The sequence below is a fragment of the Haladaptatus marinus genome (assembly GCF_051194195.1).
Map to the genome: position 1 here is coordinate 29514 of NZ_JBLZNK010000001.1, position 26618 is coordinate 56131.

The window sequence follows — 26618 nt, forward strand, 5'->3', positions numbered from 1 at the left end:
CGGCCAGTGGTTTAGTACCCTATGTCCTCGGCAACCAGTTGGAGGTTTTGTTGAATCGTGTGCAGTTGCTCCGCTCGCTCCTCGTCAACTTCGTGTTCGAGTTCCGAGAGTCTATCCTCCGTCTCGCGAATCTGCGTTTGTCTCGTTACGTCGTTTTCCGGAAGGTTGGTCAGGCCCCTCTTCAGCGACCGCAGTTCGGAAGCAACGGGTTCCGGCACGTCGTCGGCCACGGCATCGAGTTCGGTTCGGATTTCGTCGAGGTCTGCTCGCGGCATACAACCACGAACCACGCCTATCGGCAAATCGATGCTGGCTCGACTACCGACGATTCCTTCTGGAAATCGATCCATCATCGTGCCTGGTCGTGTTCGAGACAGCAATCGAGCACCCGTTCGAGAAACGGACTGCCACGATAGCGAACCGTTTCGCTTCGCTCGTCGTATTCGACCACTTTCGTTGCACTGAGGCGTGGAAGATGGATGTGACGAAGGCGGACTTTACTTTGGGTCGGGTCGTCTCCGAGGGCGGCGAGCTCTTCGACCGTCGCAGTGCCGTCCGTGGCTTCGGTGAGGTACTGAACCATACGACGGCGCTCCCCGTTCGAGAGAGCGTCGAATACCGTATCGAGTCGCTGTGACTCGAATCGTTCCATTGACCCTTGCTTTCTTCGTTATCCTTCTAATGGTGGCGCTTGCGATGGCAAGTGTACTCAAATCGCACAATCGTCGACGTACTCGTACTCTTCGTATCGGTCGAGTTTTCGCTCGATTGCGTCCAACAGCCACTCATTGATGGTTTCGTCGGTGCAGTCGGATTTGATTCGCTCGTGCGTTTCGGCGTCGATGGTGAGGACGAGATGGGCGTGTCGCATCGACTGTGGTACGTGATGGAATAGCAAAAGCGTGACTCCAGACGCTGAAACCCTTATGAGTCCCCCACACGAATTTGGAGACATGAAAGTAGTGCCGGACACGAGCGCCGTCATCGATGGTCGAATCTCACAGAAGATCGATGACGGCGAGTTTGCCGGGGCGACGATACTCATTCCCGAGGCCGTCGTCAGCGAACTGGAATCGCAGGCAAACAATGGCGAAGAGAGCGGTTGGAACGGACTGTCCGAACTCCAACGACTCGCGGATCTCGCGGATTCGGACGCTATCAAACTCGATTACGTCGGTGTGCGACCGGAACCGGAACAGCAGGGGTACGCTCACCGTGGCGAAATCGATGCCCTCATCCGAGAACTCGCGGATGAGAACAACGCTACGTTCGTCACCAGCGACCTCGTCCAGAGCGAGGTGGCGAAAGCGAAAGGGCTGGAGGTGGAGTACATCTCGCCGAAAACCCGCGACGTGGGTCGGCTCGGTATCGAGGATTACTTCGACGAGCAGACGATGAGCGTCCACCTCCGGGCGGATGTTGCACCGATGGCCAAACGCGGCGAAATCGGCGAAATGCATTACCAACAGATCCGCGACGACATTTCGACCGAACAAGAACTCAAAGAGTTCACGCAGGAAATCGTCGAAAGCGCCAAACAGAGTACTGAGGGGTTCATCGAAATCGACGAACCCGGCATGACCATCGTCCAGTTCCGCGACTACCGAATCGCCATCGCGGAACCGCCGTTCGCCGATGCGTGGGAAATCACGGCGGTTCGACCCATCGTCAAGACCTCGATGGAGGATTACGAACACGCCGACGAACTCAAGGGACGACTGCTGGAACGCCAGCGTGGTGTCCTCATCTCCGGTGCACCCGGGGCCGGGAAATCGACCTTCGCACAGGCCGTCGCGGAGTTCCTCGCGGACAACGATTTCGCCGTGAAGACGATGGAGAAACCCCGCGACTTGCAGGTTGGGCCGCACATCACGCAGTATACCGAACTCGCCGGGCAGATGGAGAAGACGGCCGATTCCCTGCTGATGGTTCGTCCCGACTACACCATCTACGACGAGGTACGGAAGACGAACGACTTCGAGGTGTTCGCGGACATGCGCCTCGCAGGCGTCGGTATGGTCGGTGTCGTTCACGCCACGCGACCCATCGACGCGCTCCAACGACTCATCGGTCGCGTCGAACTCGGCATGATTCCGCAAATCGTGGACACCGTCGTCTACATCGAGAACGGACAAATCGAGAAGGTGTACGACGTGACGACGAAGGTCAAAGTTCCGGAGGGAATGATGGAAGAGGACCTCGCCCGTCCGGTTATCATGGTCGAGGAGTTCGAAACCGGGACGCCGGAGTACGAGATTTACACCTTCAACCGACAGGTCGTCACCGTCCCACTACAGGAAAACGACCGCGACGAAGGTGGCGTTTCGCGCCTCGCCAAACAGGAAATCGAGCGCGAAATCCAATCCGTCACGCGCGGCCGAGTTGACGTGGAAATCCAAGGCCAGAACAACGCCGTCGTCTACGTGGAGGAGAACGACATCTCCTACGTCATCGGCAAGGGCGGCGGTCGTATCGACGATATCGAGAACCGACTCGGGATGAGCATCGACGTACGCACGCACGAGGAAAAACCGTCGTCGGTCGGAGGCGGTTCGGCACAGGCCGAACCACGCGGCGATGTCGTCGTTCCGGAAATCACCTCGCGGCACATCGTCATTCCGCTGGACGGCCACGCCGGGGAGACGGTCGAAGTGCAGGCCGACGGCGAATACCTGTTTACCGCGACGGTCGGTCGCGGCGGCGACATTCAAGTCTCGCGGGGAAGCGCGATTGCGGAAGAATTGGAGTACGCGATCGACAGGGAACGCCAGATTACGGTGGTAACTGCGTAAGTCGGCAATAGAGAGATTATAAAGCGCGAAAGCAGCGAGATTCAGCTATTCAGCACACTGGGCATCCGCGGACTGCTCCGGTTCGACCTCGGTCGGGAGGTCGATCTCGTAGAGATTCTGTCGGGCGTCAGCGAAGTAGATATCTTCCGTAACGACGCCGATATCTTCGAGTCGTTCGAGTGCATAGCGAACCGTCCGCGCGGACAGCATCGACTCGTCCACGATCTGTTTCTGTGTGAGCGACCCCTGATATTCGAGGACCTTGAACACGAGCTTCGCACTCGGTGGCAAGTCGTCGATTTCCTCCCGTTCTGACTGGCTCATCATCGTTACGAATCGAAACACCCCATCGGCATAAAACTATTGAGACACGGTGACATGGGATATGGGTAGTCATCACTTCCCAAACGAGATTCCGTGAGCCGTTCGTCCCGGAACGAATCCGGCGTCCGAATCGTTGGCTGTGCTCGCAGTCGTGGTACTCCGAGGTTCATCAAAAATCATCCACCGTCTCTGTTCGGGTGTTCAGTTGTCTGATGCCGGGTTGTTGTAACTGACAGTAGTGTAGAGTGGGTGTCGGCACTATCTAGCGGTAGACTTCGTTTTCTCACTGCCACTGAATGCGCCGAAAGCGAGTTTGGAGCCACCAATTGCTAGCAAGGCGACTCGAAGGACGAACACATCTTTTTATCGACTCCCCCGAAACACTTCGACCGAATGCTGCATCTGGCGGTTGCGTACCGAAAACAGACGTTCGAGCGAATGTGCGACCCACTTGCCGAACGGGGCATCCACGCACACCACGTCCCGAACGAAGCGCGGACGTTCGACCTCTCGAATCCACCGTGGGAACCGGACGAGTTCGACGTTGGATTCGTCTATCCTTCCCGAATGATGGAGGGCGGTGTGGTCGATGCCCTACTCTCGGTTCCGTGGGTAAACGACCGCGAGGCGGTACTCACCTCGCGGAACAAGGCCGGTGTCATCGCTCGACTCGGGAAGGCCGGGTTTCCGGTTCCGGAAACGGCGATGGTTTCGAACCCCGTCGAAGAAAACGACCTCCGCGACGTATTCGAGCGGTTCGACCCACCGGTCGTTGTCAAGCCCAACTCGACCACGCGCGGGACGGGCATTGCAAAAGTCGGAGATTTCGATTCGTTTCTCGGCGTCGTGGACTATCTGAATCTCGTTCACGACTATCGCGCCACGGGGGACAAATCGTTTCTCGTCCAGGAGTATCTCCCGGCGGCGGTCGATTACCGAGCGATGGTCGTCGATGGCGAGTACGTCGGCGCGGTCGAGCGGCGACTACCGGACGATGCGCTCGCGTCGGGTCGCTGGAAACACAACGTTCATCGCGGGGCGAACGCCCGCGGTGTTTGCCTTCCCGAGGAACACAGAGAAACCGCGGAGCGAGCGGCGGACGTGCTCGATATTCCGTTCTGCGGCGTCGATTTACTGGACACGGGCGATAAGATCGTCGTGAGCGAGACGAACGCTCGTCCGACTATCGACACAGAGACGAAGTATGAAGACGGGTTTTACGACCGCCTCGCCGGACTAGTTCGGGCAACCGGTCGCTGACACGTTGTCGAACTATTCGACGCTGATGTTCGCCGATTCGTCGGTCTTTTCGAGGGTGACCTCCAGGACGCCGTTGTTGTAGGTCGCCTTCGCGGAGCGTTCGTCGACGCGTGCCGGGAGCGTGATGCGCTCGTCGTACTCGCGGTGGTCGCTGACGGCGCTGATAGTCATCATTTCGCCGTCACATTTAATGTTGATATCTTGCTTTTCGACGCCGGGGAGGTCGGCGATGACGCGAACGTGCTCGTTATCCTCGTGGATATCGACGTGCGTGTCCGCACCGAAACCCGGCCCCCCAGTATCGACCTGCATATCGACGTTTCCGCCCATCATGTCGTTCATCATACGCTCGATTTCACGAAAGAGGTCGTCGAAGGGGTCGTCGCGGTCGTCTCGTCGCATACCCGAAGGTAAGCCCCTCCCAAGCAAAAGGTTTTGGACACCTGCCGAATTCGTCGGTTCCGCGGCGACTGAACAGGTGGAGGGTTCGATAGCTGAATCCGTACCCTCCGTGCTCAGTCGGTTCCGCTGTAAGCATTCAAAAACTGCCTTCGATGTTCGATCTCTAAAAAAATACCTCGTCGTTCGCTTAGCGTAATTCGTTAGTTTTCGATTTCGTTCTCCTGCTCGTTGTCGTTTGCTTCCTGCTCTTGCTCAAGCTCGTTCTCGGCTTCCGCTTCGCCAACCTGCGCGTTGAAGTTCGACTGCTCGGACTCCTGCTCGGCCTCAGCATCGCCGTAGACCGCTATCGCACCGAACTGCTTCTGGTTGTTCCAGTTCGCCTGGTAGTTCCACTGTTCCTGCTTGACCTCAGCGTTGGCTGACTGCCACGCATCCTGGTCTTGCTCGATTTCGTTCTCTTGTTCGTTATCGTCCTGTGCTGCGACTGCGCCGCTGAAGCCAGCGGTGACGACCGTTGCGAGGACGGCCATCGCGATCATAACGCGAAGTGCTTTTTTCATTGTATCTCTCCGGGCGGGAGAGACGCATTGTCGAACGAACACGGCGACACTGTCTCCGGTGACACCGTGCTGTTCGCCCCACCCGTCTCAGGCCATCGGTGGAGGTGTAAATGAACGGAGGGTATCGTTTGAGTCAGTTTACCTTTTCATGAATGGTGAAGCAGAACGTAACAGCGAGTAACGTAGAACGTGGATGCAGTGGCAATTTATGTTCGGATTAGACGACCAATTACCCTCAATCATCCCCTTTTTCGAACGGTCGAACTGAATGGCCGCAGTCAGTAATCACGGATGTCCTTGTTGATTGTTATCTTATACCTTTCTCAGAAACGTCGAATACTGCATGCATTCGGTACCGATATCGTTGTTACACCACACCGTAGGCGAAGCGAAACGGTACTCTCATGGACGAATCGATTCGGAAACCATGTCACCCCGAGTTAGCCTTTTGCCTTTTTCGAGGCTCGCCGTCACCGTAGAATTTCTCGGAGAACCGTCTGCCGTAATCGACGGCTCGACTACTCGTACGTCCCAATGATGCAGACCACCATCGTGTTCGCGGTCGTGCCGTCCATCGAATCTAACCGTATACAACGAGTGTCGGACCCGTCGAGCGATGACCCCTTTTGTGGTAGGTTCGTGGGTGCGCCAACCGAGTCCGAGCGTCCACCGCTTTCGCGCTGTCGAGAATCACACTGTGCGTGACCCCACTTGCACCGCCATCAGGCCCGTTTTTCGTGCCGAATGAGATACGCTGTTCCGACCCCTCGTCATCGTCCCTGCCGAACCGTCTTCGTCTGTCACTCTCGCTTGCCCGTTCTTCTGGCGTCGATTCCCGCTCGAATCTTTGCCGCTGATTTCGACGACTCCACTCACCCGGGCTCTCACCTGTGTTTGCGTGAGTGATTCCCCGGTATTATGAGGACGATGCGCGCTTGAGACGAGTCTCGTCAGCGAACGACTCGGCTATGACGACCCGACTGCTTCGAGGTCACAATAACAGATTGATGCGGACGTCAAACAGGCACCGGGATGCGTTTTCAACCCGAACGAAACTAGCGGTCTGTCAGACTGTAATCGCGACAGAACAGTTTCCGTACTCCGTCGTTTGCTGCTCGACCGGTGAAAAACAATGACTCTCTGTATGCGCTACGTGTTTAGAGGAACAGGCTGTCGTCTTCGATTTCGTTCTCCTGCTCGTTGTCGTTTGCTTCCTGCTCTTGCTCAAGCTCGTTCTCGGCTTCCGCTTCGCCGTACTGCACGTTGATGTTCGACTGCTCGGACTCCTGCTCGGCCTCAGCATCGCCGAAGACCGCTATCGCACCGAACTGCTTCTGGTTGTTGTAGTTCGCCTGGTAGTTCCACTGTTCCTGCTTGACCTCAGCGTTGGCCCACTGCCACGCATCCTGGTCTTGCTCGATTTCGTTCTCTTGTTCGTTATCGTCCTGTGCTGCGACTGCGCCGCTGAAGCCAGCGGTGACGACCGTTGCGAGAACGGCCATCGCGATCATAACGCGAAGTGCTTTTTTCATGGTTTATTTCTCCGGGCGGGAGAGACGCTGCTGGTGCTGGACACATAGCAACGTGTGCTGCTGGACATACAACAGCGTGTACGTCCTCCTCACCCAGTTGACTGCATCGAGGGGGGTGTAAATGAACTGGTAGTATCGTTTGAATCCGTTCACTCATTCTGTGAATCGTGTCCTCTAGACCTACTGGAGAGTAACCGAAAACGTGGGTGTAGACCGCCAATTGCGTCCGAACGTGGCGACGCCATTTTCTCCATTACCCTCCTTTCGACCGGCCTGACTGAGTGCCCGTAGCTAGTAACAGGTTATTTTTTGTGCTGACTGCTACCACTTAACAAGCTTTAATACGTCGAATACAGATTCGCTCGCCACCGTTATCGTTATCACACGAAGTGAGGGCGACAACCGCAACGATGTATCGGTATTGCTACTCTGTTCGGAGAACGTATCCTCGTTTGAAAACTACTCGTACTGTGTTTCGTACTCGATTGATGGCAAAAGATTGTAACTCACTGCGTACACGTTCCGGTTTAGAGGAACAGGCTGTCGTCTTCGATTTCGTTCTCCTGCTCGTTGTCGTTCGCTTCCTGGTCTTGCTCAAGCTCGTTCTCGGCTTCCGCTTCGCCGTACTGCACGTTGATGTTCGACTGCTCGGACTCCTGCTCGGCCTCAGCCTCGCCGCCGAACGCAATCGCACCGAACTGCTGCTGGTTGTTCCAGTTCGCCTGCTTGTTCACCTGGAACTGCTTGACCTCAGCGTTGGCCCACTGAGAAGCATCCTGGTCTTGCTCGATTTCGTTCTCTTGTTCGTTATCGTCCTGTGCTGCGACTGCGCCGCTGAAGCCAGCGGTGACGACCGTTGCGAGAACGGCCATCGCGATCATAACGCGAAGTGCTCTTTTCATTGGTTGTATCTCTCCAGGCAGGAAGCTGCCGGACATACAGCGACGTGTACGTTCGCCCCACCCGGATCAGCACTGTCGGGTGAGGTCTAAATGAATGGTCGGCACCGTTGAGTCCGTTCGCTCGATTTACGAACGATCGAATTTCTCCCTAACCGGTAGTAACGAATGAAATACCCGAAACGCACCGGCCTCTGCAACATGCGACGACGTTGGCGGCTCCATTATCACTTCATTCGGTTATCACCGCTTTCGAACGGTTGAACTGACCGCTACATAGCCGTAATGGAAAATGCGAATGTGGTGTGTCACCATCACTCACTACCGAAACCGACGAATACCGACACCGACTGCGAATCTATCGTTGATACTCGACCAGCTCATGGACGACGTGGAGCTTCCGAACCAGCCTAAAAAAGTGACTCCGAATTAGAAGCCGATGTCGAGCGCGTCGTTGGTCATTTCGATGCTTTCTTTCGCGTCCGCGCTGTTCGTCACTGCGCGAATCGCATCGACGTTTTCGGGAACCACGTCGCTCTCCTGGTGGATGGCTTGGAAGAGATAGAGGTCGTTGCCTTCCATCGAAACCGACTCGCCCCAGAGGCAGTTCTCCCAAACGTCGGCACGTGGTCGACCTCTGTCCATCGCGTACTCCTTGAGTTTGCCAGCGCCGTCGATGTCCATTCGTTCCGGAACGACGAAGATGCGCGACTGGCTTTCGAGCAGGTCACGAACCTCCTCGGCGTCGGGTTCGGATTCGAGAGAGACGTTGACGCTGTGCATGTGCATCAGCGTGGCCGGAACCTTTAGCCCAAGCGTATCGATAGCGAGGTCCGGGAAGATTGTTTTCACGTCCGGTCCGTGGTGCGACGGCAGTTTCACCGGGTTCGGCACAATGTCGTTGATGGGGCCGCGACCGGTCTGGGCCGGGTCGCCGCCACGGCGGACGAGCGTTGCACGAACCTTCTCGACGCCGTACTCTTCGCGAAGCGGCGCGATGAGACGCGACAGTCCGGTCGTATTGCACGAAACGACGCGAACGTGCTGTGCGTCCACGGCTTTCTCGAAGTTCGCACGTGCGTTGAAGCTCACGTCGGCCACGTTCGCGTCCTCGCCACCCTGGTACAGTGCGGGCGTGTCGTACTCCTCGTACAGCGATTTGTTGTCCGCGCCGATTCCCGAGGGACAAGCGTCCACGATGACATCTGCTTTTTCGACGAGTTCCTCGACCATTCCTGCGAGTTCGATTTCTGCGTCATCGAACTGCTCCGCGCGTTCTTCGATAGCAGCGTAGAGCGGATATCCCTTCTCGACTGCTCCCTCGGCTTCGAAATTGGGTCGGGTTTTTGCGACACCCACGACCTCCATGTCCGGTTGCGCCCGAACAGCGTCAGCGACTCGTTTCCCGATAGTCCCGTACCCATTGATGCCGACCTGTAGCATGTACATCCCCAAATCCAACACCCGCCACTAAAACCGTTTCGAGCCGTCTCGCCCCGGAACTAACTCGCCCCCGAGTAAGGCTGAAAGGGAACACCTAACCACTCCCGAAAGCTACGCCAAACACATGAGTCTGGACGACGCGGCGAAAACCGCCGTCGAGCAGTGTATGGCTCTTCGGTCGGACGAAAGCTGTGCGGTCATCACCGACGACAAACGTTGGGACATCGGAAAGGCGTTGTACGACGCGGCCCGCGAAATCACGGACGACGTCGTTATCGGACGCTATCCAGTCGGCAATCAGCACGGCGAGGAACCGCCGGAACCCATCGCCGCTGCGATGGCTGGCGCGGATGTCGTTCTCGCCCCGACGACCAAAAGTTTGAGTCACACTCGCGCACGCGGCAAGGCCAACGACGCCGGCACGCGAGCGGCCACCCTCCCCGGAATCACGAAAGAAGTGATGGTCACCGGTCTCTCCGCCAACTACGAAACTATCGACCAACATTGTCAGGACGTGCTCGCGCAGGTCGAAGGCGCACAGGAAGTCCGCGTCACGACCGAGAAAGGCACCGACATCACGTTCGAACCCGGTGACCGCGAGTGGTACGACGACACCGGCCTCTGTCACGAACCCGGCGATTTTACCAACCTCCCCGCTGGCGAGGTGTTCGTCAGCCCGGAAAACGTGAACGGACGCTACGTCGTGGACGGCACGATGCGCCCCCACGGCCTTCTCGAAGACGGACAAACCCTTGAATTCGAAGTCGAGGACGGCTACGTCACCGAAATCAGCGACGACGAAATCTGTTCCCAGGTCGAAACCGCCGCCGAGGAAGTCGGCCAGGACGCCTACAACCTCGCAGAACTTGGCATCGGCACGAACGTCGCCGTCACCGAACTCGTCGGTTCCGTCCTGCTTGACGAGAAAGCGGGCGGCACGGTTCACATTGCAATCGGCGACGACGCGGGAATCGGCGGCGACACGGATGCCCCCCTTCACTTGGACGGCATCATCCGCGACCCGACTGTGTGCGCAGACGGGGAGGAAGTCGAACTGCCACGTCCGTAAATTCGAATTCCCGAATGCCAACCATCCACGGAACCGAAGTCCACGGCGTGGACGTAGACCCGGAGACGCGATGTGCTCACTACGACACCGAGCGAGACGTGATCGCGATTCGGTTCCCGTGCTGTGACGAATTCTATCCCTGTTTTCAGTGTCACGACGAAGTAGCCGACCATCCGCGAAAAACGTGGCCCGAAAATCAGCGTGATGCTGAGGCGGTGCTGTGCGGAATGTGCGGTTCCGAACTGACGATTGCGGAGTATCTGGGTCGTGAATCGCAGTGTCCCGACTGTGACTCAGAATTTAATCCGGGCTGTGCGAACCATTATCATCTGTACTTCGAAGGCTGATTCGTCTCCACGCACTTTTACGCCCCGAGTCCATATCCTCCGATATGAGCGATACTGCGGAACGTGTGGCAGTCGTTTGCCCATCCTGTTCTCCCGACGTGGAGACCGTCCACGAGGTGCTGAAACCGGGTGGACAAGCGACGGTGCGCTGTACCGAGTGCAGTCACGTCCACAAGACGAAAATCGAGACAGTACAGACCGAGGAAATCGACGTCATCGTCTCCCAAGATGGCGAATCGTTTTCCTCGAAAGCAGATGTCCCGGTCGAGGAGACGCTGGCAGTCGGCGAGGAGTTCGTCCTCGAAACCGACGAGGCCATCTTCGTCGTCCGAATCACGAGCCTCGAACAGGATCACGACCGACGCGTCGAAGAGTCCGCCGCCGCGGATGTCGAAACCATCTGGACGCGCGCCGTGGACAACGTCTCGGTCAACGTCACGATTCATCCAAACGACGGACGCCGGGACAACTCTCGTGGCGTCAAAGTGAGCATTCCGGGCGACTACGAGTTCGTCGTTGGCGAAACCGAGGAACTCGCCAACGAGGAGTTCACCATCGACGGCATCCTCGTCACCGACGACGCGACTGGCTACAACCACGACCGACTCGACTTCGACGGCGACACCGTGATAGCAAAGGACGTAAAGCGCATCTACGCCGAGGACGAGAGTTCGACGGCGTGGTCGGCCTGGTAGCGCAGTAAAGCGCGCCCGAATCCGACTCGAGACGACTCCGAACGAGCTTTTTGATTCCACTTCACGATTTCGACCGATGCGGGGGCGTAGCTTTTTTCGAATACCACCCAACCAGTCGGTATGGACTCCCGTGAACTCTGTCTGCTGTGGGCCGCCCGCGAGACGGGCATCATCGAGACGGTCATGTTCGATGCAGGAACGGTCGAGGAAATCGCGGAACAAACCGGCGTCACCGAGCGCGCCGCCCGAATCACGCTCGAAGCGATGGTCGAGATGGGATTTCTCGAACGATTGGGTGACGAGTACGAGGCGACCAACCGCGCTCTCGGTTTGTTCGCGAAAACCGATGTTCGATCGATTGGAAGCGTTCCGCATCGGATGGATTGCCTCGCGCGATGGTTCGAACTGCCGGAAACGATGCGAACCGGTTCACCACCCGAAACGCCCGACGATTGGACGACGAATTTCATGGGTGCGATGGCGACGGTAGATGAAACCTCGGTGCGGTCGTGCGTTACTGAGGCGGTACACGAACACCCGAACGCAGAGCGCGTTCTCGACGTTGGTGGCGGCCCCGGCGTCTTCGCCAAGGAGTTCGCCAGGAGAGGATTCGAGGTGACGCTGGTTGACCAACCCGAGGTTATCGATATCGACCGCCGATTCCTCGAACACGAACCCATCGAACTGCTTTCCGGGGACGTGACCGACGCCCTCCCGACCGGATTCGACATCGCGTTCTGTTCGCGGGTCGCCCACTCGCTCGGCCCGGACGAGAATCGAAAACTCCTCGAAAACGTCTTCGGTGCGCTGGAATCCGGCGGTGTCGCCGTTTTTACAGACCAAATCCGAGGTCGATCGGAGGGGGCCGCACTCATGGGTGCCCACATGCTCGCCCAAACCGAAAACGGTGACACGTACAGCGCGAACCAGTTCGAAGACTGGTTCACGGACGCTGGATTCGTGGATTTCGAAACCCGCGATATTCCGGGCACGAATCAGCAAGCAATCGTCGGCCGCAGGCCGCGCAATTGAAGAACGTCCGAACCCAACGCGGGGTATGGAACCGGCGGTACTGCGCGACGATATGGTCGCCAGTTTGGAGCACGAAATGAAGGGTCTGGTTCGGAGTGACCACGTCGGTCTCGCGCTTCGAACCGTGCCCCGACACGAGTTCGTGCCGATAGACGCCGACGCAGGGGCGTACTCCGACCAGTCGTTCGACCATCGTGGGACGCGAATCCTCGCCCCGAGCACCGTCGCCCGACTACTCGAAGCGCTCGACGTGCGCGAAGACGATTCCATCCTCGTCGTCGGAGCCGGTGTCGGCTACACCGCGGCAGTACTGGCCGAAATCGTCGGCGAACACAACGTCCACGCCCTCGACATCACGCGAACCATCGTATACGAAGCCCGGCAAAACCTCGATTCAGCGGGATACGGCGGCGTACTCGTCGATTGTCGTGACGGAGCCGACGGTCTACCGGAGTACGCGCCGTTCGACCGAATTCTCGTGGAGGCTGCGGCAATCGAACCGCCGAGAACGCTCGTCTCGCAACTCACTGCCGACGGCCGACTCGTTCTCCCACTCGGCAGTGGCACCCAGCGACTCGTCGCCGTCGAACCGTCGGACTCCGGAGCACCCGAACCCGTCGAGGAGTTCGGAACCACTGCCTTCGCACCGCTCCTCGTCGAGGGCGAACAGTCCGATACCGTCGAACGTAACCGAACCAACCGGGAAGACCGGGAGTTCGCCGAGCAACACGCCCAAACACGACGTGGCTGGGAACACGACTGGATAGATTGGGACGGCTACAGCTAATCGAATCGACAACCTATCGAACTGGTCTCTATCGGTCGCTGACCACCAGTATTCGGGTGTTCTCCCGTTTGTCCGCGAACTCGCTTCCGGCAAGTGGTTTGATATCGATTTCGAGCGTTCCGTCGTCCTGATTCGCCCCGAGCCCAGGCTCTATCGAGATCGTTGCTCGTCCATCGCTTTCCGTCGTGGCGGTTTCGATGCTCTCCAGCCTCGCCGACCCGCTTTTTACGACGACGGTCGCGTCCGCAACGGGGCTCCCGTCAGCGTCGATGACAAGGATTTCGACCGTCTGCTGACCCGCTCCGATGACCTTCGCGTTCGGGTTTCGCATCGAGTTCGCCCACGGCCAATCCGTTGAGTCCTGTCAGCATGTTCATCATGACGCTCAGACTTGCGACACCGACGACGAGCGCGATGACCAGTCGAATCGGGAGGCCTTCGATAGCACGGTCGTCCGACCGAAACCGCTGGTGAATGGACATGGGGAGGACTGGTTCCGGTTTCGAATATAAACCTTCATCCGAAACTTTATCGGGAAAGTCGGAACCACTCCCCGCCATGACGCAGGTTTTGGGCCGAACTGGCGACCGCGGAATCTCGGGCCATCTCGGCAACTACCGCGCCAGAGACGGAAGTGTAGGTGCATCCGTTCGAATCGACATCAATAGCCCACACGTTGGGCTGGTGGTCGGAAAGCGAGGATACGGAAAATCGTACACCCTCGGCGTACTGGTCGAAGAACTCGCAAATGCGGAGGGGGTAACATCGGTCGTCGCCGACCCGATGAGTGCGTTCACGACGTTCGCCGAGGTTTCGGGCTTCGAAGTCGTTTCCAATCCGCGTGTCTCCGCCGACGCACTCTCCCCGCGGGCGTGGTGTGATTTGCTCGGCCTCGACCATGAAGGTTCGACTGGGTCGCTGCTCTGGGGGGCCGCCACCGAATCGAATACCCTCGCGGACATGGACGACTTCATTTCCGATGCGGACGCAAACCGGGCGACTCGCCGCTCCGCGCGAAACCACCTCGCGCTCGCCGAGTCCTGGGATGTCTTTTCGCCGGACGCACTCACCGCAAAGCGGTGTGTCGAACCGGAATCAGGCATCGTTCTCGACTGATCCGGCTACGACAGCGCGCCGATGAACGCCGTGATTCGGGCGGTCGCGGACGATTTGTATCGCGCCCGGATTTCCGAGTCGGTCGGTAAACTACCGTGGTTGGTAGTGGACGAAGCCCACGCCTTTTTCGGCGACATCGCCGACCCAGCACTCCGGACGGTAATCACCAGAGGACGGCGTCCCGGTGTTAGTTTGGTCGTGGCGACTCAGCGACCTGCCGCGTTGCCTGAGGTTGCGATTTCACAGTCCGACCTGCTCGTCACCCATCGGTTGACCGCACGCCAAGACCGGGATGCCCTCGCACACGCTCGCCCGGCCTACATGCAAGGGTCGTTCGCCGACCGAATGCCCGAAACACCCGGCTCCGCCGTCGTCGTGGACGATGCGACCGAAAGCGTTCATTCGGTTCGAATTCGAACACGGCGGGTCGAACACGGTGGGGGAAGCCCGAGCGCGAGCGATGTCGGGACTGGATTCGACCGCGAGTGAACTCCGAAAAGGATAGGTTACGCTGTCGATTGCAATCGGGCACGAACGATGGGCCGCGATTTCCGGCGATACGTCGGAAATCGCTCGGGAATCACTCACCGAGTAACGGTTCCACGATGATACGATGTCGGTACAACAATCACACGCGCTGAAGCGCCTCGAACCGGTTCTCCTCATCGCAGTCGGCGGTTTCGTCGGCGCGGTTCTGCGCTCCGTGGTGAGCGATGCGCTTCCGAGCGTATTTCCGTGGGGGACGCTCGCGGTCAACGTCGCCGGAAGTTTCGCGCTCGGTGTCGTTCTGTACGAAGCGCGCCTGGCCGACATGCTTGCACCGGAAACCAGACTGGTCGTCGGCACCGGCTTTCTCTCTTCGTTTACGACCTACAGCACCTTCGCGGTACAGACCGCGAGTCTATCGCCGATGTTCGCTGTACTCAACGTGGGTGCCAACTACGTCTTTGGATTTCTGGCCGTGATTCTCGGTCGCCGAGTCGTCGGAGGTGTTGTCTCGTGAACCCTGCTGTCCTCGTCGGTATCGGCGGTATGCTCGGCGCGCTGAGTCGCCACTTCGTCGGACAGCGACTGTCAGGTGACGGGCAAGCAACCCTCGCGGTGAACGTCCTCGGCAGTTTCGTGCTCGGCACCCTGACCACTGGCCTGACGACTGACCCCGAACTACTCACGTTGTTCGGAACCGGGTTTTGTGGCGCGTTCACGACGTTTTCGAGTTTCGCGTTCGAGACGGTTCGGCTGTACGAACGAGGCAAGCGCAGGGAAGCCATCAGCAACGCGACGGTCAACCTTGTCGGCGCACTCGCGGCAGTGGCGTTGGGTGGAGTTGCGGCCAGCACGATTTCATTCTGAGTAGCGACTCCACAGAACGATGGCGGATGGGGTCAGGAATATCGCAGTAACGTAGGAGTAGAAGATACTCAAGGCAGTCACGAGACCGAACTGCCCTAGAACGGGCGTAATCGCGAGAACGAGTATCCCAGTTCCAGAAATCGTCGTGAGCATGCTTCCCGTCAGCGCACCGCCGGTTCCGCGGACGGTTCGGGTGAGTGCAGCGAACACGTCTCCTTTCGATTGGTCGTCACCGATTCCCTCGTATTCGTCGGTAAACCGATGGACGACGTGGGCCGAGTAATCCACACCAAGGCCGAGTGCGATCGCGAGAACGGTCGCAGTCAGCGCATTAAAGGGTATTCCCAGCAGTCGCATCGTCCCCGCGAGCAAGGAAACCGCGACGACGATTGGAAAGAGGTTGATGACGCCGAACGCGGCGCGTCCCACGAGGATGCGATAGAGAATCACGAGGAAAATCGCGGTGGCGACGAGTGCAGTGGCCAGACTTCGGATGGCGGACGAAAAGATGGTCGCCGCGATGGACTGGAAAACGATTATCTCGCCGGTCGCAACCGCGTCGAAGCGATATCGGTCGGCGACGAGTCGCGCATCCCGAGTAACTACGTCCTGTGATGCATCGCTCTTCGTCGAGTAGATGACTTGCGTGCTCCGCCGGTCTTCCGAGATGAATTCGAGCGCCTGCTCTCGGGCAGGCGAGGAGAGCAGTCGGACGTAAATCAGTTCCAAATCACTGTCGGGCACGCCGTTGTCGTTGATGTCGTTTCGATCGACCAGTCGGCGGAATTCCGCCGACTGGTCGCTATAGCCACGGATGACGCTGATGATACTTTCCGCGTCGGCTTCCCGGTCGGACGCGAGAAACGAATCCGGTGGGTTTCGATTGGCGTGTTGAATCGATTCGAGGGCGTACCCCTCCCGCAGTGGCCCTTCGACGTAAATCGTCACGGTGTCGTCCTCGGCGGAAGCGAACTTCTCCTCCAGAAAGTTCGTCAGTTCCGTAACGGTGTACGTCTCGGGTGCGAACGGTTCGGGAAGGACTTCGAGATACGCGGGTGTCTCCTCCGGCGGGAGGAAATCCTCGTTCGAAAACGTCGTGTCGATTCCAGTGGCGTAGTAGCCCGAAACGACCGTCAGGACGACCGCAACCGCGACGACGACGGTGGCACCATTGCGTGCGAGCACGACGCTACTCGCCAAGGTTCGGCCCAAAAGCGAACCCTCTTCGCCTAACGGTCGCTCACCGAACGTCGGGAGGTCGAACCGAACGCGAAGGTCATCGGTCGTGACCTTCGCCGAAGGAAGGAAGATACCGAAGATGAGGAACGTGAAGACGATACCGATGGCCGCGACCACCCCGAACTCCTGAATCGGTTGGAGTCGGCTCGTGATATTCGACCCGAATCCGAGAACTGTCGTTCCGGTGACGATGAAAAACGCAACAAGCAACTGGTCGGTCGCGCGGCGCATCGACGGTTTCACGCCCGCACCCGTGACGCGTTCTTCGCGGTAGCGGTTGATGGCGTGGATTCCGTAGTCGATACCCACGGCGAGCAGGAGCGGCGGCACGGCGACCAGCAGCTGCGTGAACGGAATTCCGATGATACCCATAAACCCCAGCGTCCAAACGATGGCCATCACCAGCGACACCACCCCCAGAACGAGGTCTACTGGGTCGCGGTAGGCGAACAACAAAAAGATAAAAATCAGTATCGCGGCGGCGGGGATGACGATGATGAGCGAATCGAACGTGACGCTCGATAACTCGTCCGAGAGGATGCCGCTTCCGAACAGTCTGATGTCGCTATCGACGGAACTGACGATGGACTGTGACTGTATCTGAATCCCTGCGAGCGGGTCGGTTTCCGGCGACGCTTCCTCGCCCGCGTCCTGTGAGACGCCGCGTGGAATGGCGTGTTCGACGATGCCGATAGTTGCCGAGGCGGAAGCGGATTCGTGGTTGAAATCCCTGCTTAGGAGCGTCCGAAATGCGGGATTCGATGCGGACTGTCGAACGGCAGTTTCGATTTCCGTCGGTGTCGCTCGGTTCAGGACGCGAATCTGATCCTCCAGCGTCGTCGCGTTCGGGTCGAGTGTCTGTGCGACGATTCCCGCGGCGCTCACCGTGGATGCGACACGTAGTTCTTCCCGCCGTTCGAGTCGATATTGCGCCGTCAGCATCGCCACCAGTTCCGGTTTCGAAAGCACGTTGCGACCACTTTGGATAAGCTGTGTGCTCCCGTTTTCCGCCTCGAACGGCTGGGTGAATTCGCGGTTTACGTTTTCGAACGCTTCCAGTTCCGGGCTATCCTCCGTGAACTCGCTCGTCCCGGCCTCGGTCGAAACGCGAGTGAGTCCGGCGCCGAACACCGCAGTCAGGACGAGAAACGCCAGCAGGACGGTTTTCGAGCGCCCGACGATCCACTCGTCGGCCCAGTCGATGAGTGCTTGATAGTCAACCACCTTGCCACCTCCGGAAGACGACGAAGCCACCGACTCCGAGGAGGACGACTCCGAGAACGAAAATCAACGGAAAGCCGATTCCACCGCTCAGGAACGAAAGCAAATCGTTCCCTTCCGGTTCGGATAACCGAACCGGTACCTCGTAGGTGTCGGACAGTCGGCTCTCGCCGTCGGGCGTCTCGTACTGGAAATCGACCGACATCGGATACGTTCCGGCCAGCGTTCCGCTGTCCGCACTTAAACTGAACGAGATAGTTGCCGACTCGTTCGGTTCCAGTCTCGGGACGAACGCTTGGTCTTCTTCGAGGGTGAGCGGGCTATCGACGAATGCCCGCGCGTCGATATTGCGAAGAACTCTATCGTCGTTGTTCGTAATCACGAGCGAAATGGTCGAACTCGACCCCGCTTCGACCGACGCCGATTGTGATCTGATGACGAACTCATCCCTTTGGGGTGAGACGCGCACCGCGGTTTCGAGCGGTTTGCTCTGTCGTGGGTCGCCGTCCTGATTCTGATAGCGTACGACGAACGAGAACTGTCGAGGCCCGCGGTCTGCGCTGTCGCTAACGTCGATTCGATAGCGAACGGGAAGTGTCTCGCCGGAGTCGAGGGTTCCGAGGGCGTACTCCGTCTCTCGCGGAAAGACGTTTTCCCCCTGCGATTGCAGGACGAGTACCGCGTTTGGGGCGGTCTGAGGTCCTTCGTTCGTCACCCGCCCGGAGACGACACCCTCGTCTCCGACGCGGAGGGTGCTGTTCACATCGGAAAGCGAAAACGACTGCTCGGGCGCCGGGATGATGCCGATGAGCTGTGACTCGGTTCGATTCCGCGACCCGTCCTCCCGATACGATACCGAGATACTGAAGGGATAGCTGCCACCGACGGTGTCGTTGCTCGCTGTCACTTGATATTCGACCTGTACGTCCTCGTCGGTCACCCATTCGTTGACGAACTGGCTGGCGTTCCGCGACTCCCCGAGTCGGAGTTGGTTGTTTTGCGATTGCAGGGAGATGATGGCATCGCTCACGTCCCGTCCCGTGTTTTCGAGCGTGAGAGAGATGGTTCCCGTATCGCCCGACTGCACGTTCGAGGAGATGTCAGTCACTTCGAATCGCTCCAACCGAATCCGCTCAGTGGGTCGAACATCGAACGTGTACGGCCCGGCCCGCTCACGGGAACCGTTCGCCGTCGTGTACGAAATGAACGCCTGAAACGGATAATTTCGAATTTCCGCGAACTCCTCTGCGAGCAGTCTGTACGTGACGGTTCGTCGTTCGTCACTTGACCAGTTGCCGACCGACCGACTGGCGTTCCGCGATTGGCCGAACCGGACACTCTCGTTCGGTGACTGCACGGCGATACGTGCGTTCGTGATGTCCTCTCCGGTGTTCTCGAACGTCAGCGAGAGGTTGCCGGTTCCATCGACCGGAACGTTCGACGCGACCGAGACGAGTTCGAAATCGGGGGTCGCTCCCGCATCGGGTGTTTGTGTTTGCTGTTCGATGCTTCCGCTGGGCTGGTACCCACCGACGACAATCGACCCCTGTGCGATGAGGAGAACCACGATGAAAATCGATACGAGCGACTCACGGTTCATTTTCGCCGCGCCACCCATCGCTCGCTGTTCGACGTGAGTACGAAGCGTTTCGATACCCTTCGCCCCACGGTTGGCGTCATTTATCCCCTCCTCCCTCTTTTACCTGTCACGTCACGACGCTTCCTATAGGTTTGCCTCCCGCTCACTATCTTCCCGACCGTTCGTATCGGTAGGATGACTATTCGCGCTCGAGAACCGTCCCACATGATCGGTTCCGAGCGCCGTGTTTTCGTGGTGGGATGGCCGTGACGAGTTTGTTCGAGCGCGCACTCGGCGATGACTGGGAACGCCTGCATCCCGAAATCCCCGAGCGATACGGTCTCGTGAGCGATGACAATCGGATGGCCATCGGTCGGGGACGAATGACCCGACTCTCTCGCGGCGCAATCGCGCTTCCCGCCCTTTGGCTCGGGACGACCCAAAACTTCCTCTTTCCGGAGGGTGGAACCGACGTTCCGTTCGAAATCCGGTCGAACGCGTTTACCGACCCGCAGGGGTACGAAGCCTTGTGGCTTCGACGGCAGTTCGAAACGAACTCAGTTCGGCGGTTCGACGATACGATGCGCTGGAACCCCGAGCGTACCTGTATCACTGATTTCTACGGAACCGATGGCCGAATCGTCGCTGACATTCATCTTTCGGTCGAGGACGGTGGCCTCGTCATCCGACTCGGCGACCAGTGGATTCGGGTCGGCGAACGCTACGTCTCGCTCCCGGAACCACTCACTGCCGACGCAACGCTCCAAGATTGGTATGACGAGTATGCTGGTCGGTTCCGTGTCACTGCCGCCGTTACGAACCCGCTCGCGGGCCATATCTTCGGGTATCAGGGTGTGTTCGACAACGAGTTGCGGAACGCGGATGGAAACCGCGCCACTGACACAACCATTCGCCGCGTTCGACTGCCGGGTGAGAGTCGATGACCACTACTGATGGTCGAACGAACGCCGATAGCCCAGTCACCATCGACCCCCATCCCCGCATCGACGGCGTTCGTGTAACCGACGCAAACGCGGTCGTTGGTCTCGTCTGTTGGTCGGTGCTGGTTGCGATGGAGATTCTATCGACGGTCGAACTGTTAGTTTCACTCGCAGTGCTCGTCATCCTCCCACTCGGACTTGGCGTTGTGATGACAACACACCGCACGAGCCGGACATCGCTCGTCTATCGATTTGCAGTGTTCGGCCACCTTCCGGCGGCGATTGCGGCCGTCGCGTCGTTCACTTTCCCCACCGGTTCCTTCGGTGCAGTCGGACTGGCGCTTCCGTGGGTTGGGGTGACGGCCTGCGTCGCGTTCTTTGGCCTGTGACGGCTGCTTTCGCGTGGTCTCACGCCGTTTCCGGAACTCGCGATCGACGCGGCCCTGCTGTACGTTCCGGTGGGTGCGGTCGCGCTCGTTCTCTCCCGCGCCGGCATCTCGTTTCACTTCAGGCCGATTATCGTCCTGCTCACGGTCGTCCACTACCATTATGCTGGTTTCGCCCTCCCACTCGTCACAGGGATGGCCGGTCGAATCGTCACCGACGATGGGGGACGTTTCGGATCGGGAATCGTGGGTCGTGCGATGGCGGCGACGACGCTCGTTATCGTGGTGAATCTCGCGCTCATCGCCGTCGGCATCACCTTCTCACCGTTGGTCGAGGTCGTCGCAGTCGCGTTTTTCACCGTTGCAGTCGTCGTCTTTGCGCTCTCCATTTTGGGCGCCGTCGTTCCACGTGTCGACAGGATTCGAGGAGCACTCCTCTCGGTTGCCGCCATCGCAGTCGTCTGGACGATGGCACTTGCCCTCGCGTACGGCTACTCCGCTTATCCCGGAACGCCACAACTCGTCACCATCGACGAGATGATTCTCCGGCATGGGAGCGTCAACGCGTTTGGGTTTGCGCTTCCAGCACTGTTGGCATTTCGACTGAAAACGCCGGAATCGACCGCTGAGTGACGGAGGATATCGCGTCTGAAAATCAGCGTCGGTATCGAGATGGCGAATAGACGCTGGGCAGTGCTCGTCGGAATCGTTCGCGAAAGAATACGTCCGAGGTGGGATTTGAACCAGAGCAGGACATCCCTGCTCACTACGCTTCGCTCGTTGCGTGGCCTGTGACCTTGCAGGGTTCAAATTACTTTTGGGGAATTTGGGGGATTTTAGAGCCGTAGACCTATTGCTGTTCGATTGTTGTTTTGTCAGAAAGCGCCCGAGGCGGGATTTGAACCCGCGTCACAACCGTGACAGGGTTGTATGATGGGCCACTACACCACCCGGGCTTTCGAACGCATCTATTCCTTCTGCCTGCCCTTATTAAGGGGTGTCGATTTAATCGTCCTTTGCCAGTCTATGGCACAAAAATAACACGAATTATCGCCCTTGTCATATCTCTCCATCAAACTCGTATTCCTCCGCCCAATTGATTGATGGATGATTAATTTTGGCGTTGAATCGAAGTTCCATTTTCTGTTCGGTTGCTTCTTCAATCTTTATCCAATAGAGTTTCTCATTTTCAGGGTACCGAACGAGGAAGGCATCTACCTCGCCATGATATGTATTTTCGTGGTATTCGCCCTCTTTTGTCGTCTGTGAATGCGTATTGAATCGCATTGTCCCTTCTTTGTTTGTCCACCCTGTTTTGCACTGAACTCGATAGAGGCACCCATCATCATCCACTACAATATCGTATTTATCGTTATCTCCAACGGAATTGAAACACTATATCCGCGAGAAATCAACGTATGAATTATCTTTGCTTCCGTTTCGTCTCCTTTGTTTTTCGTGTTCAATCCTCTCACTTTCCTTCGTGCTACTAATTATTAGCTTCGTGACTATAAATGTAGTCTTTATAGTCAAAATAGTCTCTAATACCATAAGAAGAATTCCTCCTAAGCTAGACTTATCTTAGACTATCTGTTCCTTAATAAACTATCTGCAATAGCAATCCAGTGTTCACCAGAGAGGTGACTATTTAATCGATACTCTTGAGTAAAACGCCCGAGGCGGGATTTGAACCCGCGTCACAACCGTGACAGGGTTGTATGATGGGCCACTACACCACCCGGGCTTTCGAACGCATTTCATCCTTTCTGGCTTGTATGCTTAAGGCTTTCCAAACTGGAATTGCGTGTCGGGCCGTAATGGACCATGGTAACACATCTCCCATGCCCAAATAATTTATACCAGAACGGAGTACATGCTGGTGTTAGAGAACTGCCCGCATGGTGATGTGGGGTGCGATAGCCGGGCGTGTGCGCGCTACTTAGCAAGTCTTAAATGAGTCCTACGTGTAATACCCTGTAGTATCTCGTGATAGCCATTTCTCCCGCTGGCCAGAAAATCGCGCACACATGGTAGACGTAAGCCAACACAAGATGGTTCCGGAGCACTCCGTCGTCGATGAGGACGAACTCGACGAAGTGCTCGAGGAATACGAAATCAAGAGTACAGACTTGCCAAAAATCAAACGGACGGACCCAGCGTTGCCTGACGACGCGGAAGTCGGCGACGTAATCAAAATCGTCCGGGACTCTCGAACGACGGATCGAGCAGTCGTATATCGACTCGTGGTGGAATAATGCAACGGGAAGACAGACGCGCACTATCGAGACAGTATTTCTCGAAAGAACGACTTGCAGAGCATCATTACCGCTCGTTTAACTCCTTCCTGACCCGCGGCATGCAGGAAGTTGTGACCGAGAAGGGCACTATCGACACGGACATCGGCGACAAAGAGGGCGAAGAGCCAGTGTTCGTGGAACTCGGCGACGTTCGCGTCGTCACTCCGCGCGTGCGTGAGGCGGACGGGAGTGAAGAACTCCTCTATCCGCAGGAGGCTCGCCTCCGAAACATCACGTACTCCGCTCCGGTGTTCATGGAGATGACCATCGTCAAGGGCGAAGGCGACGACAAACGAGTCGTCGACACGACCGAGACGAAGGTCGGTCGGATGCCGATCATGGTCGGCTCCGAGAAATGTAACATCGCCAATTTCGATAAGGAAGACTTGGTCGAAATCGGTGAAGACCCCGCCGACCCCGGTGGCTACTTCATCGTCAACGGTTCCGAGCGAGTGCTGATGACCTCGGAAGACCTCGCACCGAACAAGATTCTCGCCGAATACGATACGAAGTACGGCGACGAAATTCAGGTAGCAAAGACGTTCAGCCAGCGCCGTGGCTACCGCGCGCTGGTGCTGGTCGAACGAACCCGCGACGGCTTGCTCGAAGTGTCGTTCCCATCGGTGTCGGGAAGCGTCAACTTCGTCACGCTCGTTCGCGCGCTGGGGCTTGAGTCGGACGAGGAAATCGTCCACCGTGTCTCCGACGACCCGGAAATCGTGAAGTTCATGCTCGAAAATCTGGAGGCCGCGGAAGTCCAGACCCAAGAGGAGGCAATCGAATCCCTCGGGAAACGGGTCGCCTCCGGGCAGGGCAAGAACTACCAGCTGAAACGAGCGAACTACGTCATCGACCGCTACCTCCTGCCGCACCTCCACGAGGACGGCGTCGAGGAGGAGGAAGTGCGCATCAACAAGGCGTACTACCTCGCGCGGATGGCCGAGGCGTGTTTCGAACTCGCGCTGGGTCGACGCGATTCGGACGACAAAGACCACTACGCCAACAAGCGCCTGAAGGTGTCCGGCGACCTGATGAAAGACTTGTTCCGTACGGCTCTGAACAAACTGGCACGCGACGTGAAGTATCAGCTCGAACGTGCGAACATGCGTAACCGGCAACTGTCGGTGAACACCGTCGTTCGTTCCGACGTGCTGACCGAGCGACTCGAACACCCGATTGCGACCGGTAACTGGGTCGGTGGCCGTTCCGGCGTGTCGCAGTTGGTTGACCGCACCGACTTCATGGGTGTGCTCTCACACCTTCGCCGTCTGCGTAGCCCGCTGTCGCGGAGCCAACCTCACTTCGAGGCGCGTGACCTGCACGCGACCCAGTGGGGTCGTATCTGTCCCTCCGAGACGCCGGAAGGACCGAACTGTGGGCTGGTGAAGAACTTCGCGCAGGCGATGGAGTTGAGCCAGAATATCGAGGACGAACAGGAACTCAAACAGGAACTCTCGTCGATGGGTGTCGAGGGCATCCCCGGAATCGAGAGCATCGAAGGGAGCGCGGACTAAATCATGAGCCAGGGACGAGAAGCGAAAGTATACGTCAACGGGAGTTTGGTCGGGACACACCCCGACCCGGAACAGCTTGCAGACCAAGTACGGGAGGCACGCCGACGCGGCGATGTCAGCGAAATGGTGAACGTCTCGGTCAAAGACCGAACTCGCGAAGTCATCATCAACGCCGACGCGGGACGTGCCCGTCGACCACTCCTCGTCATCGAAGACGGGGAACCGCTTATCGAGGAAGACGAAGTCGAGGCCGTCAAACAGGGCGACCTCACGTTCGACCAACTGGTCGAGCGTGGAAAAATCGAGTTTATCGACGCCGAGGAGGAAGAGGACATCTACGTCGCCGTTGACGAAGAAGACCTCAACAAAGACCACACGCACCTCGAAATCGACCCACAGCTCATCTTCGGTATCGGTGCGGGAATGATTCCGTACCCCGAACACAATGCCAGTCCGCGTATTACGATGGGGTCGGGGATGATGAAGCAGTCCCTCGGCCTGCCCGCGGCGAACTATCGGATTCGACCGGACACGCGCCAGCACCTCTTCCACTATCCGCAGTTGTCGATGGTGAAGACGCAGACGACGGAGCAAATTGGCTTCGATGACCGCCCAGCGGCACAGAACTTCACCGTTGCGGTCATGAGCTACGAAGGGTTCAACATCGAGGACGCGCTCGTGCTCAACAGCGGGTCGGTTGACCGCGCCCTCGCACGCTCGCACTTTTTCCGCACGTACGAAGGTGAGGAACGTCGCTACCCCGGTGGTCAGGAAGACCGATTCGAGATTCCGAGCGACGACGTGCGCGGTGCCCGCGGTGAAGATGCATACACGCATCTGGACGAGGACGGCCTTGTCAACCCCGAGACGCGCGTTGACGAAAACAGTGTCCTGCTCGGCAAGACGAGTCCGCCGCGATTCCTCGAAGAGCCGGACGACATGGGCGGTCTGTCGCCCCAAAAACGCCGCGAAACGAGCGTCACGATGCGCTCGGGCGAATCCGGCGTCGTTGACACGGTTACGCTGATGGAGGGTGAGGACGGTTCGAAGCTCTCCAAGGTATCCGTCCGTGACGAGCGAATCCCAGAACTCGGTGACAAGTTCGCATCACGACACGGCCAGAAAGGTGTCGTCGGTCACATCGCACCGCAGGAGGACATGCCATTTACTCAGGAAGGCGTCGTCCCTGACCTTATCGTCAACCCACACGCGCTCCCGTCGCGCATGACGGTCGGGCACGTTTTGGAGATGATCGGCGGCAAAGTCGGCGCGCTGGAAGGACGGCGCGTCGACGGAACCGCGTTCACTGGCGAAGACAAGGAAGAACTCCGCTCGGCGCTCGAAGCCCGCGGGTACAAATCCTCCGGCAAGGAGATCATGTACTCCGGCGTGACAGGCGAGAAGATCGAAGCGGAAATCTTCGTCGGCACCATTCTGTACCACAAACTGTACCACATGGTGTCGAACAAGCTCCACGCCCGGTCGCGCGGACCGGTGCAGGTGCTGACCCGACAACCGACCGAAGGTCGTGCCCGTGAGGGTGGTCTTCGTGTCGGAGAGATGGAGCGTGAGGTGCTCATCGGCCACGGTGCGGCACTGGCGCTCAAGGAACGGCTTCTCGACTCCTCCGACCGCGAATGGATCTACGTCTGCGGTCAGTGTGGAATGAGCGCAGTCGAGAACATCGACCAGAACCGCGTGTACTGTCCGAACTGTGAGGAGGAGACGGACATCCACGAAATCGAGATGAGCTACGCGTTCAAGCTCCTGCTCGACGAGATGAAGGCGCTCGGAATCGCCCCGCGACTCGAACTGGAGGACGCAGTCTAA

The 26618-nt window shown here is 58.1% G+C and carries 26 protein-coding genes, 2 tRNA genes and 3 pseudogenes; 16 read left to right on the plus strand and 15 right to left on the minus strand.

Annotation, left to right across the window (positions count from 1 at the left end; translation table 11 throughout):
• Positions 1 to 11: 11 nt before the first annotated feature.
• The 3 genes from ACN2TU_RS00155 to ACN2TU_RS00165 form a co-directional block, all read right to left on the minus strand.
• Complete coding sequence (locus ACN2TU_RS00155; RefSeq protein WP_435151490.1) at positions 12 to 275, minus strand: hypothetical protein; 264 nt, start codon at positions 273 to 275, stop codon at positions 12 to 14.
• 74 nt (positions 276 to 349) lie between these two features.
• Positions 350 to 652: a DUF7344 domain-containing protein gene (locus tag ACN2TU_RS00160; protein WP_435151493.1), complete on the minus strand. Its 303-nt coding sequence runs from the start codon at positions 650 to 652 to the stop codon at positions 350 to 352.
• Between the two features lie 57 nt (positions 653 to 709).
• Entirely contained in the window at positions 710 to 871 is a 162-nt protein-coding gene (locus tag ACN2TU_RS00165; RefSeq protein ID WP_435151495.1) for a hypothetical protein, read from the minus strand.
• An 82-nt stretch (positions 872 to 953) separates the two neighbouring features.
• Here ACN2TU_RS00165 and ACN2TU_RS00170 point away from each other — a divergent pair, with 82 nt between their 5' ends.
• Positions 954 to 2792: a PINc/VapC family ATPase gene (locus tag ACN2TU_RS00170; RefSeq protein WP_435151498.1), complete on the plus strand. Its 1839-nt coding sequence runs from the start codon at positions 954 to 956 to the stop codon at positions 2790 to 2792.
• Between the two features lie 45 nt (positions 2793 to 2837).
• Here the strand turns inward: ACN2TU_RS00170 and ACN2TU_RS00175 are convergent, their stop codons facing one another.
• Positions 2838 to 3116 carry a winged helix-turn-helix transcriptional regulator gene (locus tag ACN2TU_RS00175; RefSeq protein WP_435152418.1) on the minus strand — a complete coding sequence of 93 codons (279 nt, stop codon included), beginning with the start codon at positions 3114 to 3116 and terminating at the stop codon, positions 2838 to 2840.
• 393 nt (positions 3117 to 3509) lie between these two features.
• Between ACN2TU_RS00175 and ACN2TU_RS00180 the strand changes: the two genes are divergently transcribed.
• Complete coding sequence (locus ACN2TU_RS00180; RefSeq protein WP_435151501.1) at positions 3510 to 4376, plus strand: ATP-grasp domain-containing protein; 867 nt, start codon at positions 3510 to 3512, stop codon at positions 4374 to 4376.
• Positions 4377 to 4388: 12 nt separating this feature from the next.
• Here ACN2TU_RS00180 and ACN2TU_RS00185 read toward each other — a convergent pair whose 3' ends face one another.
• The 5 genes from ACN2TU_RS00185 to ACN2TU_RS00205 all read right to left on the minus strand — a co-directional run bounded on the left by ACN2TU_RS00185 (position 4389) and on the right by ACN2TU_RS00205 (position 9212).
• Positions 4389 to 4778, minus strand: a complete 390-nt coding sequence (locus tag ACN2TU_RS00185; protein ID WP_435151504.1) for an Hsp20/alpha crystallin family protein — start codon at positions 4776 to 4778, stop codon at positions 4389 to 4391.
• A gap of 200 nt (positions 4779 to 4978) precedes the next feature.
• Positions 4979 to 5338 carry a toxin transporter gene (locus ACN2TU_RS00190; RefSeq protein ID WP_435151507.1) on the minus strand — a complete coding sequence of 120 codons (360 nt, stop codon included), beginning with the start codon at positions 5336 to 5338 and terminating at the stop codon, positions 4979 to 4981.
• Positions 5339 to 6495: 1157 nt separating this feature from the next.
• Entirely contained in the window at positions 6496 to 6870 is a 375-nt protein-coding gene (locus ACN2TU_RS00195) for a toxin transporter (protein WP_435151510.1), read from the minus strand.
• Between the two features lie 527 nt (positions 6871 to 7397).
• Positions 7398 to 7772: a toxin transporter gene (locus tag ACN2TU_RS00200; protein WP_435151513.1), complete on the minus strand. Its 375-nt coding sequence runs from the start codon at positions 7770 to 7772 to the stop codon at positions 7398 to 7400.
• A gap of 426 nt (positions 7773 to 8198) precedes the next feature.
• Positions 8199 to 9212 (minus strand): type II glyceraldehyde-3-phosphate dehydrogenase, encoded by a 1014-nt coding sequence (locus ACN2TU_RS00205; RefSeq protein WP_435151515.1) that lies wholly within the window; start codon positions 9210 to 9212, stop codon positions 8199 to 8201.
• A gap of 124 nt (positions 9213 to 9336) precedes the next feature.
• Here ACN2TU_RS00205 and ACN2TU_RS00210 point away from each other — a divergent pair, with 124 nt between their 5' ends.
• The 5 genes from ACN2TU_RS00210 to ACN2TU_RS00230 all read left to right on the plus strand — a co-directional run bounded on the left by ACN2TU_RS00210 (position 9337) and on the right by ACN2TU_RS00230 (position 13142).
• Positions 9337 to 10281, plus strand: coding sequence for an aminopeptidase (locus tag ACN2TU_RS00210; RefSeq protein ID WP_435151518.1), 945 nt, complete (start codon positions 9337 to 9339; stop codon positions 10279 to 10281).
• 14 nt (positions 10282 to 10295) lie between these two features.
• Complete coding sequence (locus tag ACN2TU_RS00215) at positions 10296 to 10628, plus strand: CHY zinc finger protein (RefSeq protein ID WP_435151521.1); 333 nt, start codon at positions 10296 to 10298, stop codon at positions 10626 to 10628.
• Between the two features lie 44 nt (positions 10629 to 10672).
• Entirely contained in the window at positions 10673 to 11323 is a 651-nt protein-coding gene (locus ACN2TU_RS00220; protein ID WP_435151524.1) for an HVO_0476 family zinc finger protein, read from the plus strand.
• A 120-nt stretch (positions 11324 to 11443) separates the two neighbouring features.
• Complete coding sequence (locus ACN2TU_RS00225; protein WP_435151527.1) at positions 11444 to 12355, plus strand: class I SAM-dependent methyltransferase; 912 nt, start codon at positions 11444 to 11446, stop codon at positions 12353 to 12355.
• 25 nt (positions 12356 to 12380) lie between these two features.
• Entirely contained in the window at positions 12381 to 13142 is a 762-nt protein-coding gene (locus tag ACN2TU_RS00230; protein ID WP_435151530.1) for a protein-L-isoaspartate O-methyltransferase family protein, read from the plus strand.
• A 28-nt stretch (positions 13143 to 13170) separates the two neighbouring features.
• Here the strand turns inward: ACN2TU_RS00230 and ACN2TU_RS00235 are convergent.
• Positions 13171 to 13624 (minus strand): annotated as a pseudogene (locus tag ACN2TU_RS00235) (DUF7382 domain-containing protein).
• A 76-nt stretch (positions 13625 to 13700) separates the two neighbouring features.
• Here ACN2TU_RS00235 and ACN2TU_RS00240 point away from each other — a divergent pair.
• The 3 genes and pseudogenes from ACN2TU_RS00240 to crcB (ACN2TU_RS00250) all read left to right on the plus strand — a co-directional run bounded on the left by ACN2TU_RS00240 (position 13701) and on the right by crcB (ACN2TU_RS00250) (position 15611).
• A pseudogene (locus tag ACN2TU_RS00240) lies at positions 13701 to 14747 on the plus strand (ATP-binding protein).
• 124 nt (positions 14748 to 14871) lie between these two features.
• Positions 14872 to 15261, plus strand: a complete 390-nt coding sequence (crcB, locus tag ACN2TU_RS00245) for a fluoride efflux transporter CrcB (RefSeq protein WP_435151532.1) — start codon at positions 14872 to 14874, stop codon at positions 15259 to 15261.
• Complete coding sequence (crcB, locus tag ACN2TU_RS00250) at positions 15258 to 15611, plus strand: fluoride efflux transporter CrcB (RefSeq protein WP_435151535.1); 354 nt, start codon at positions 15258 to 15260, stop codon at positions 15609 to 15611. Before crcB (ACN2TU_RS00245) ends, crcB (ACN2TU_RS00250) begins: the two co-directional genes overlap by 4 nt.
• Here crcB (ACN2TU_RS00250) and ACN2TU_RS00255 read toward each other — a convergent pair.
• Together ACN2TU_RS00255 and ACN2TU_RS00260 are read right to left on the minus strand one after the other, a co-directional pair.
• The gene (locus ACN2TU_RS00255; RefSeq protein ID WP_435151538.1) at positions 15603 to 18074 is read right to left on the minus strand and encodes an efflux RND transporter permease subunit; all 2472 of its coding nucleotides are present in this window, start codon (positions 18072 to 18074) and stop codon (positions 15603 to 15605) included. The genes crcB (ACN2TU_RS00250) and ACN2TU_RS00255 overlap by 9 nt on opposite strands.
• Entirely contained in the window at positions 18067 to 19671 is a 1605-nt protein-coding gene (locus ACN2TU_RS00260; protein ID WP_435151541.1) for a COG1361 S-layer family protein, read from the minus strand. The genes ACN2TU_RS00255 and ACN2TU_RS00260 overlap by 8 nt, the downstream gene beginning before the upstream one ends.
• A 239-nt stretch (positions 19672 to 19910) precedes the next feature.
• Here ACN2TU_RS00260 and ACN2TU_RS00265 point away from each other — a divergent pair, with 239 nt between their 5' ends.
• From ACN2TU_RS00265 to ACN2TU_RS00275, 3 genes are read left to right on the plus strand one after another with little or no spacing between them, the layout of a single operon-like run.
• A complete protein-coding gene (locus ACN2TU_RS00265; protein WP_435151544.1) occupies positions 19911 to 20594 on the plus strand; it encodes a DUF4166 domain-containing protein in 684 nt (227 codons plus the stop codon).
• Positions 20591 to 20980, plus strand: a complete 390-nt coding sequence (locus ACN2TU_RS00270; protein WP_435151546.1) for a hypothetical protein — start codon at positions 20591 to 20593, stop codon at positions 20978 to 20980. The genes ACN2TU_RS00265 and ACN2TU_RS00270 overlap by 4 nt, the downstream gene beginning before the upstream one ends.
• A 3-nt stretch (positions 20981 to 20983) precedes the next feature.
• Positions 20984 to 21610 (plus strand): YndJ family transporter, encoded by a 627-nt coding sequence (locus tag ACN2TU_RS00275; RefSeq protein WP_435152421.1) that lies wholly within the window; start codon positions 20984 to 20986, stop codon positions 21608 to 21610.
• A 250-nt stretch (positions 21611 to 21860) separates the two neighbouring features.
• Here ACN2TU_RS00275 and ACN2TU_RS00280 read toward each other — a convergent pair.
• From ACN2TU_RS00280 to ACN2TU_RS00290, 3 genes and pseudogenes are all read right to left on the minus strand, one after another.
• A tRNA-Asp gene (locus ACN2TU_RS00280) sits at positions 21861 to 21933 on the minus strand.
• 103 nt (positions 21934 to 22036) lie between these two features.
• A pseudogene (locus ACN2TU_RS00285) lies at positions 22037 to 22443 on the minus strand (group I intron-associated PD-(D/E)XK endonuclease).
• A gap of 205 nt (positions 22444 to 22648) precedes the next feature.
• Positions 22649 to 22721, minus strand: a tRNA-Asp gene (locus tag ACN2TU_RS00290).
• A gap of 283 nt (positions 22722 to 23004) precedes the next feature.
• On the opposite strand from ACN2TU_RS00290, the gene ACN2TU_RS00295 reads away from it, so the two are divergent.
• The 3 genes from ACN2TU_RS00295 to rpoB are packed head-to-tail and all read left to right on the plus strand — an operon-like array spanning position 23005 to position 26618.
• Positions 23005 to 23232: a DNA-directed RNA polymerase subunit H gene (locus ACN2TU_RS00295; RefSeq protein WP_435151549.1), complete on the plus strand. Its 228-nt coding sequence runs from the start codon at positions 23005 to 23007 to the stop codon at positions 23230 to 23232.
• Entirely contained in the window at positions 23232 to 24788 is a 1557-nt protein-coding gene (locus ACN2TU_RS00300) for a DNA-directed RNA polymerase subunit B'' (RefSeq protein WP_435151552.1), read from the plus strand. Before ACN2TU_RS00295 ends, ACN2TU_RS00300 begins: the two co-directional genes overlap by 1 nt.
• Positions 24789 to 24791: 3 nt before the next feature.
• The gene (gene rpoB, locus ACN2TU_RS00305; RefSeq protein WP_435151554.1) at positions 24792 to 26618 is read left to right on the plus strand and encodes a DNA-directed RNA polymerase subunit B; all 1827 of its coding nucleotides are present in this window, start codon (positions 24792 to 24794) and stop codon (positions 26616 to 26618) included.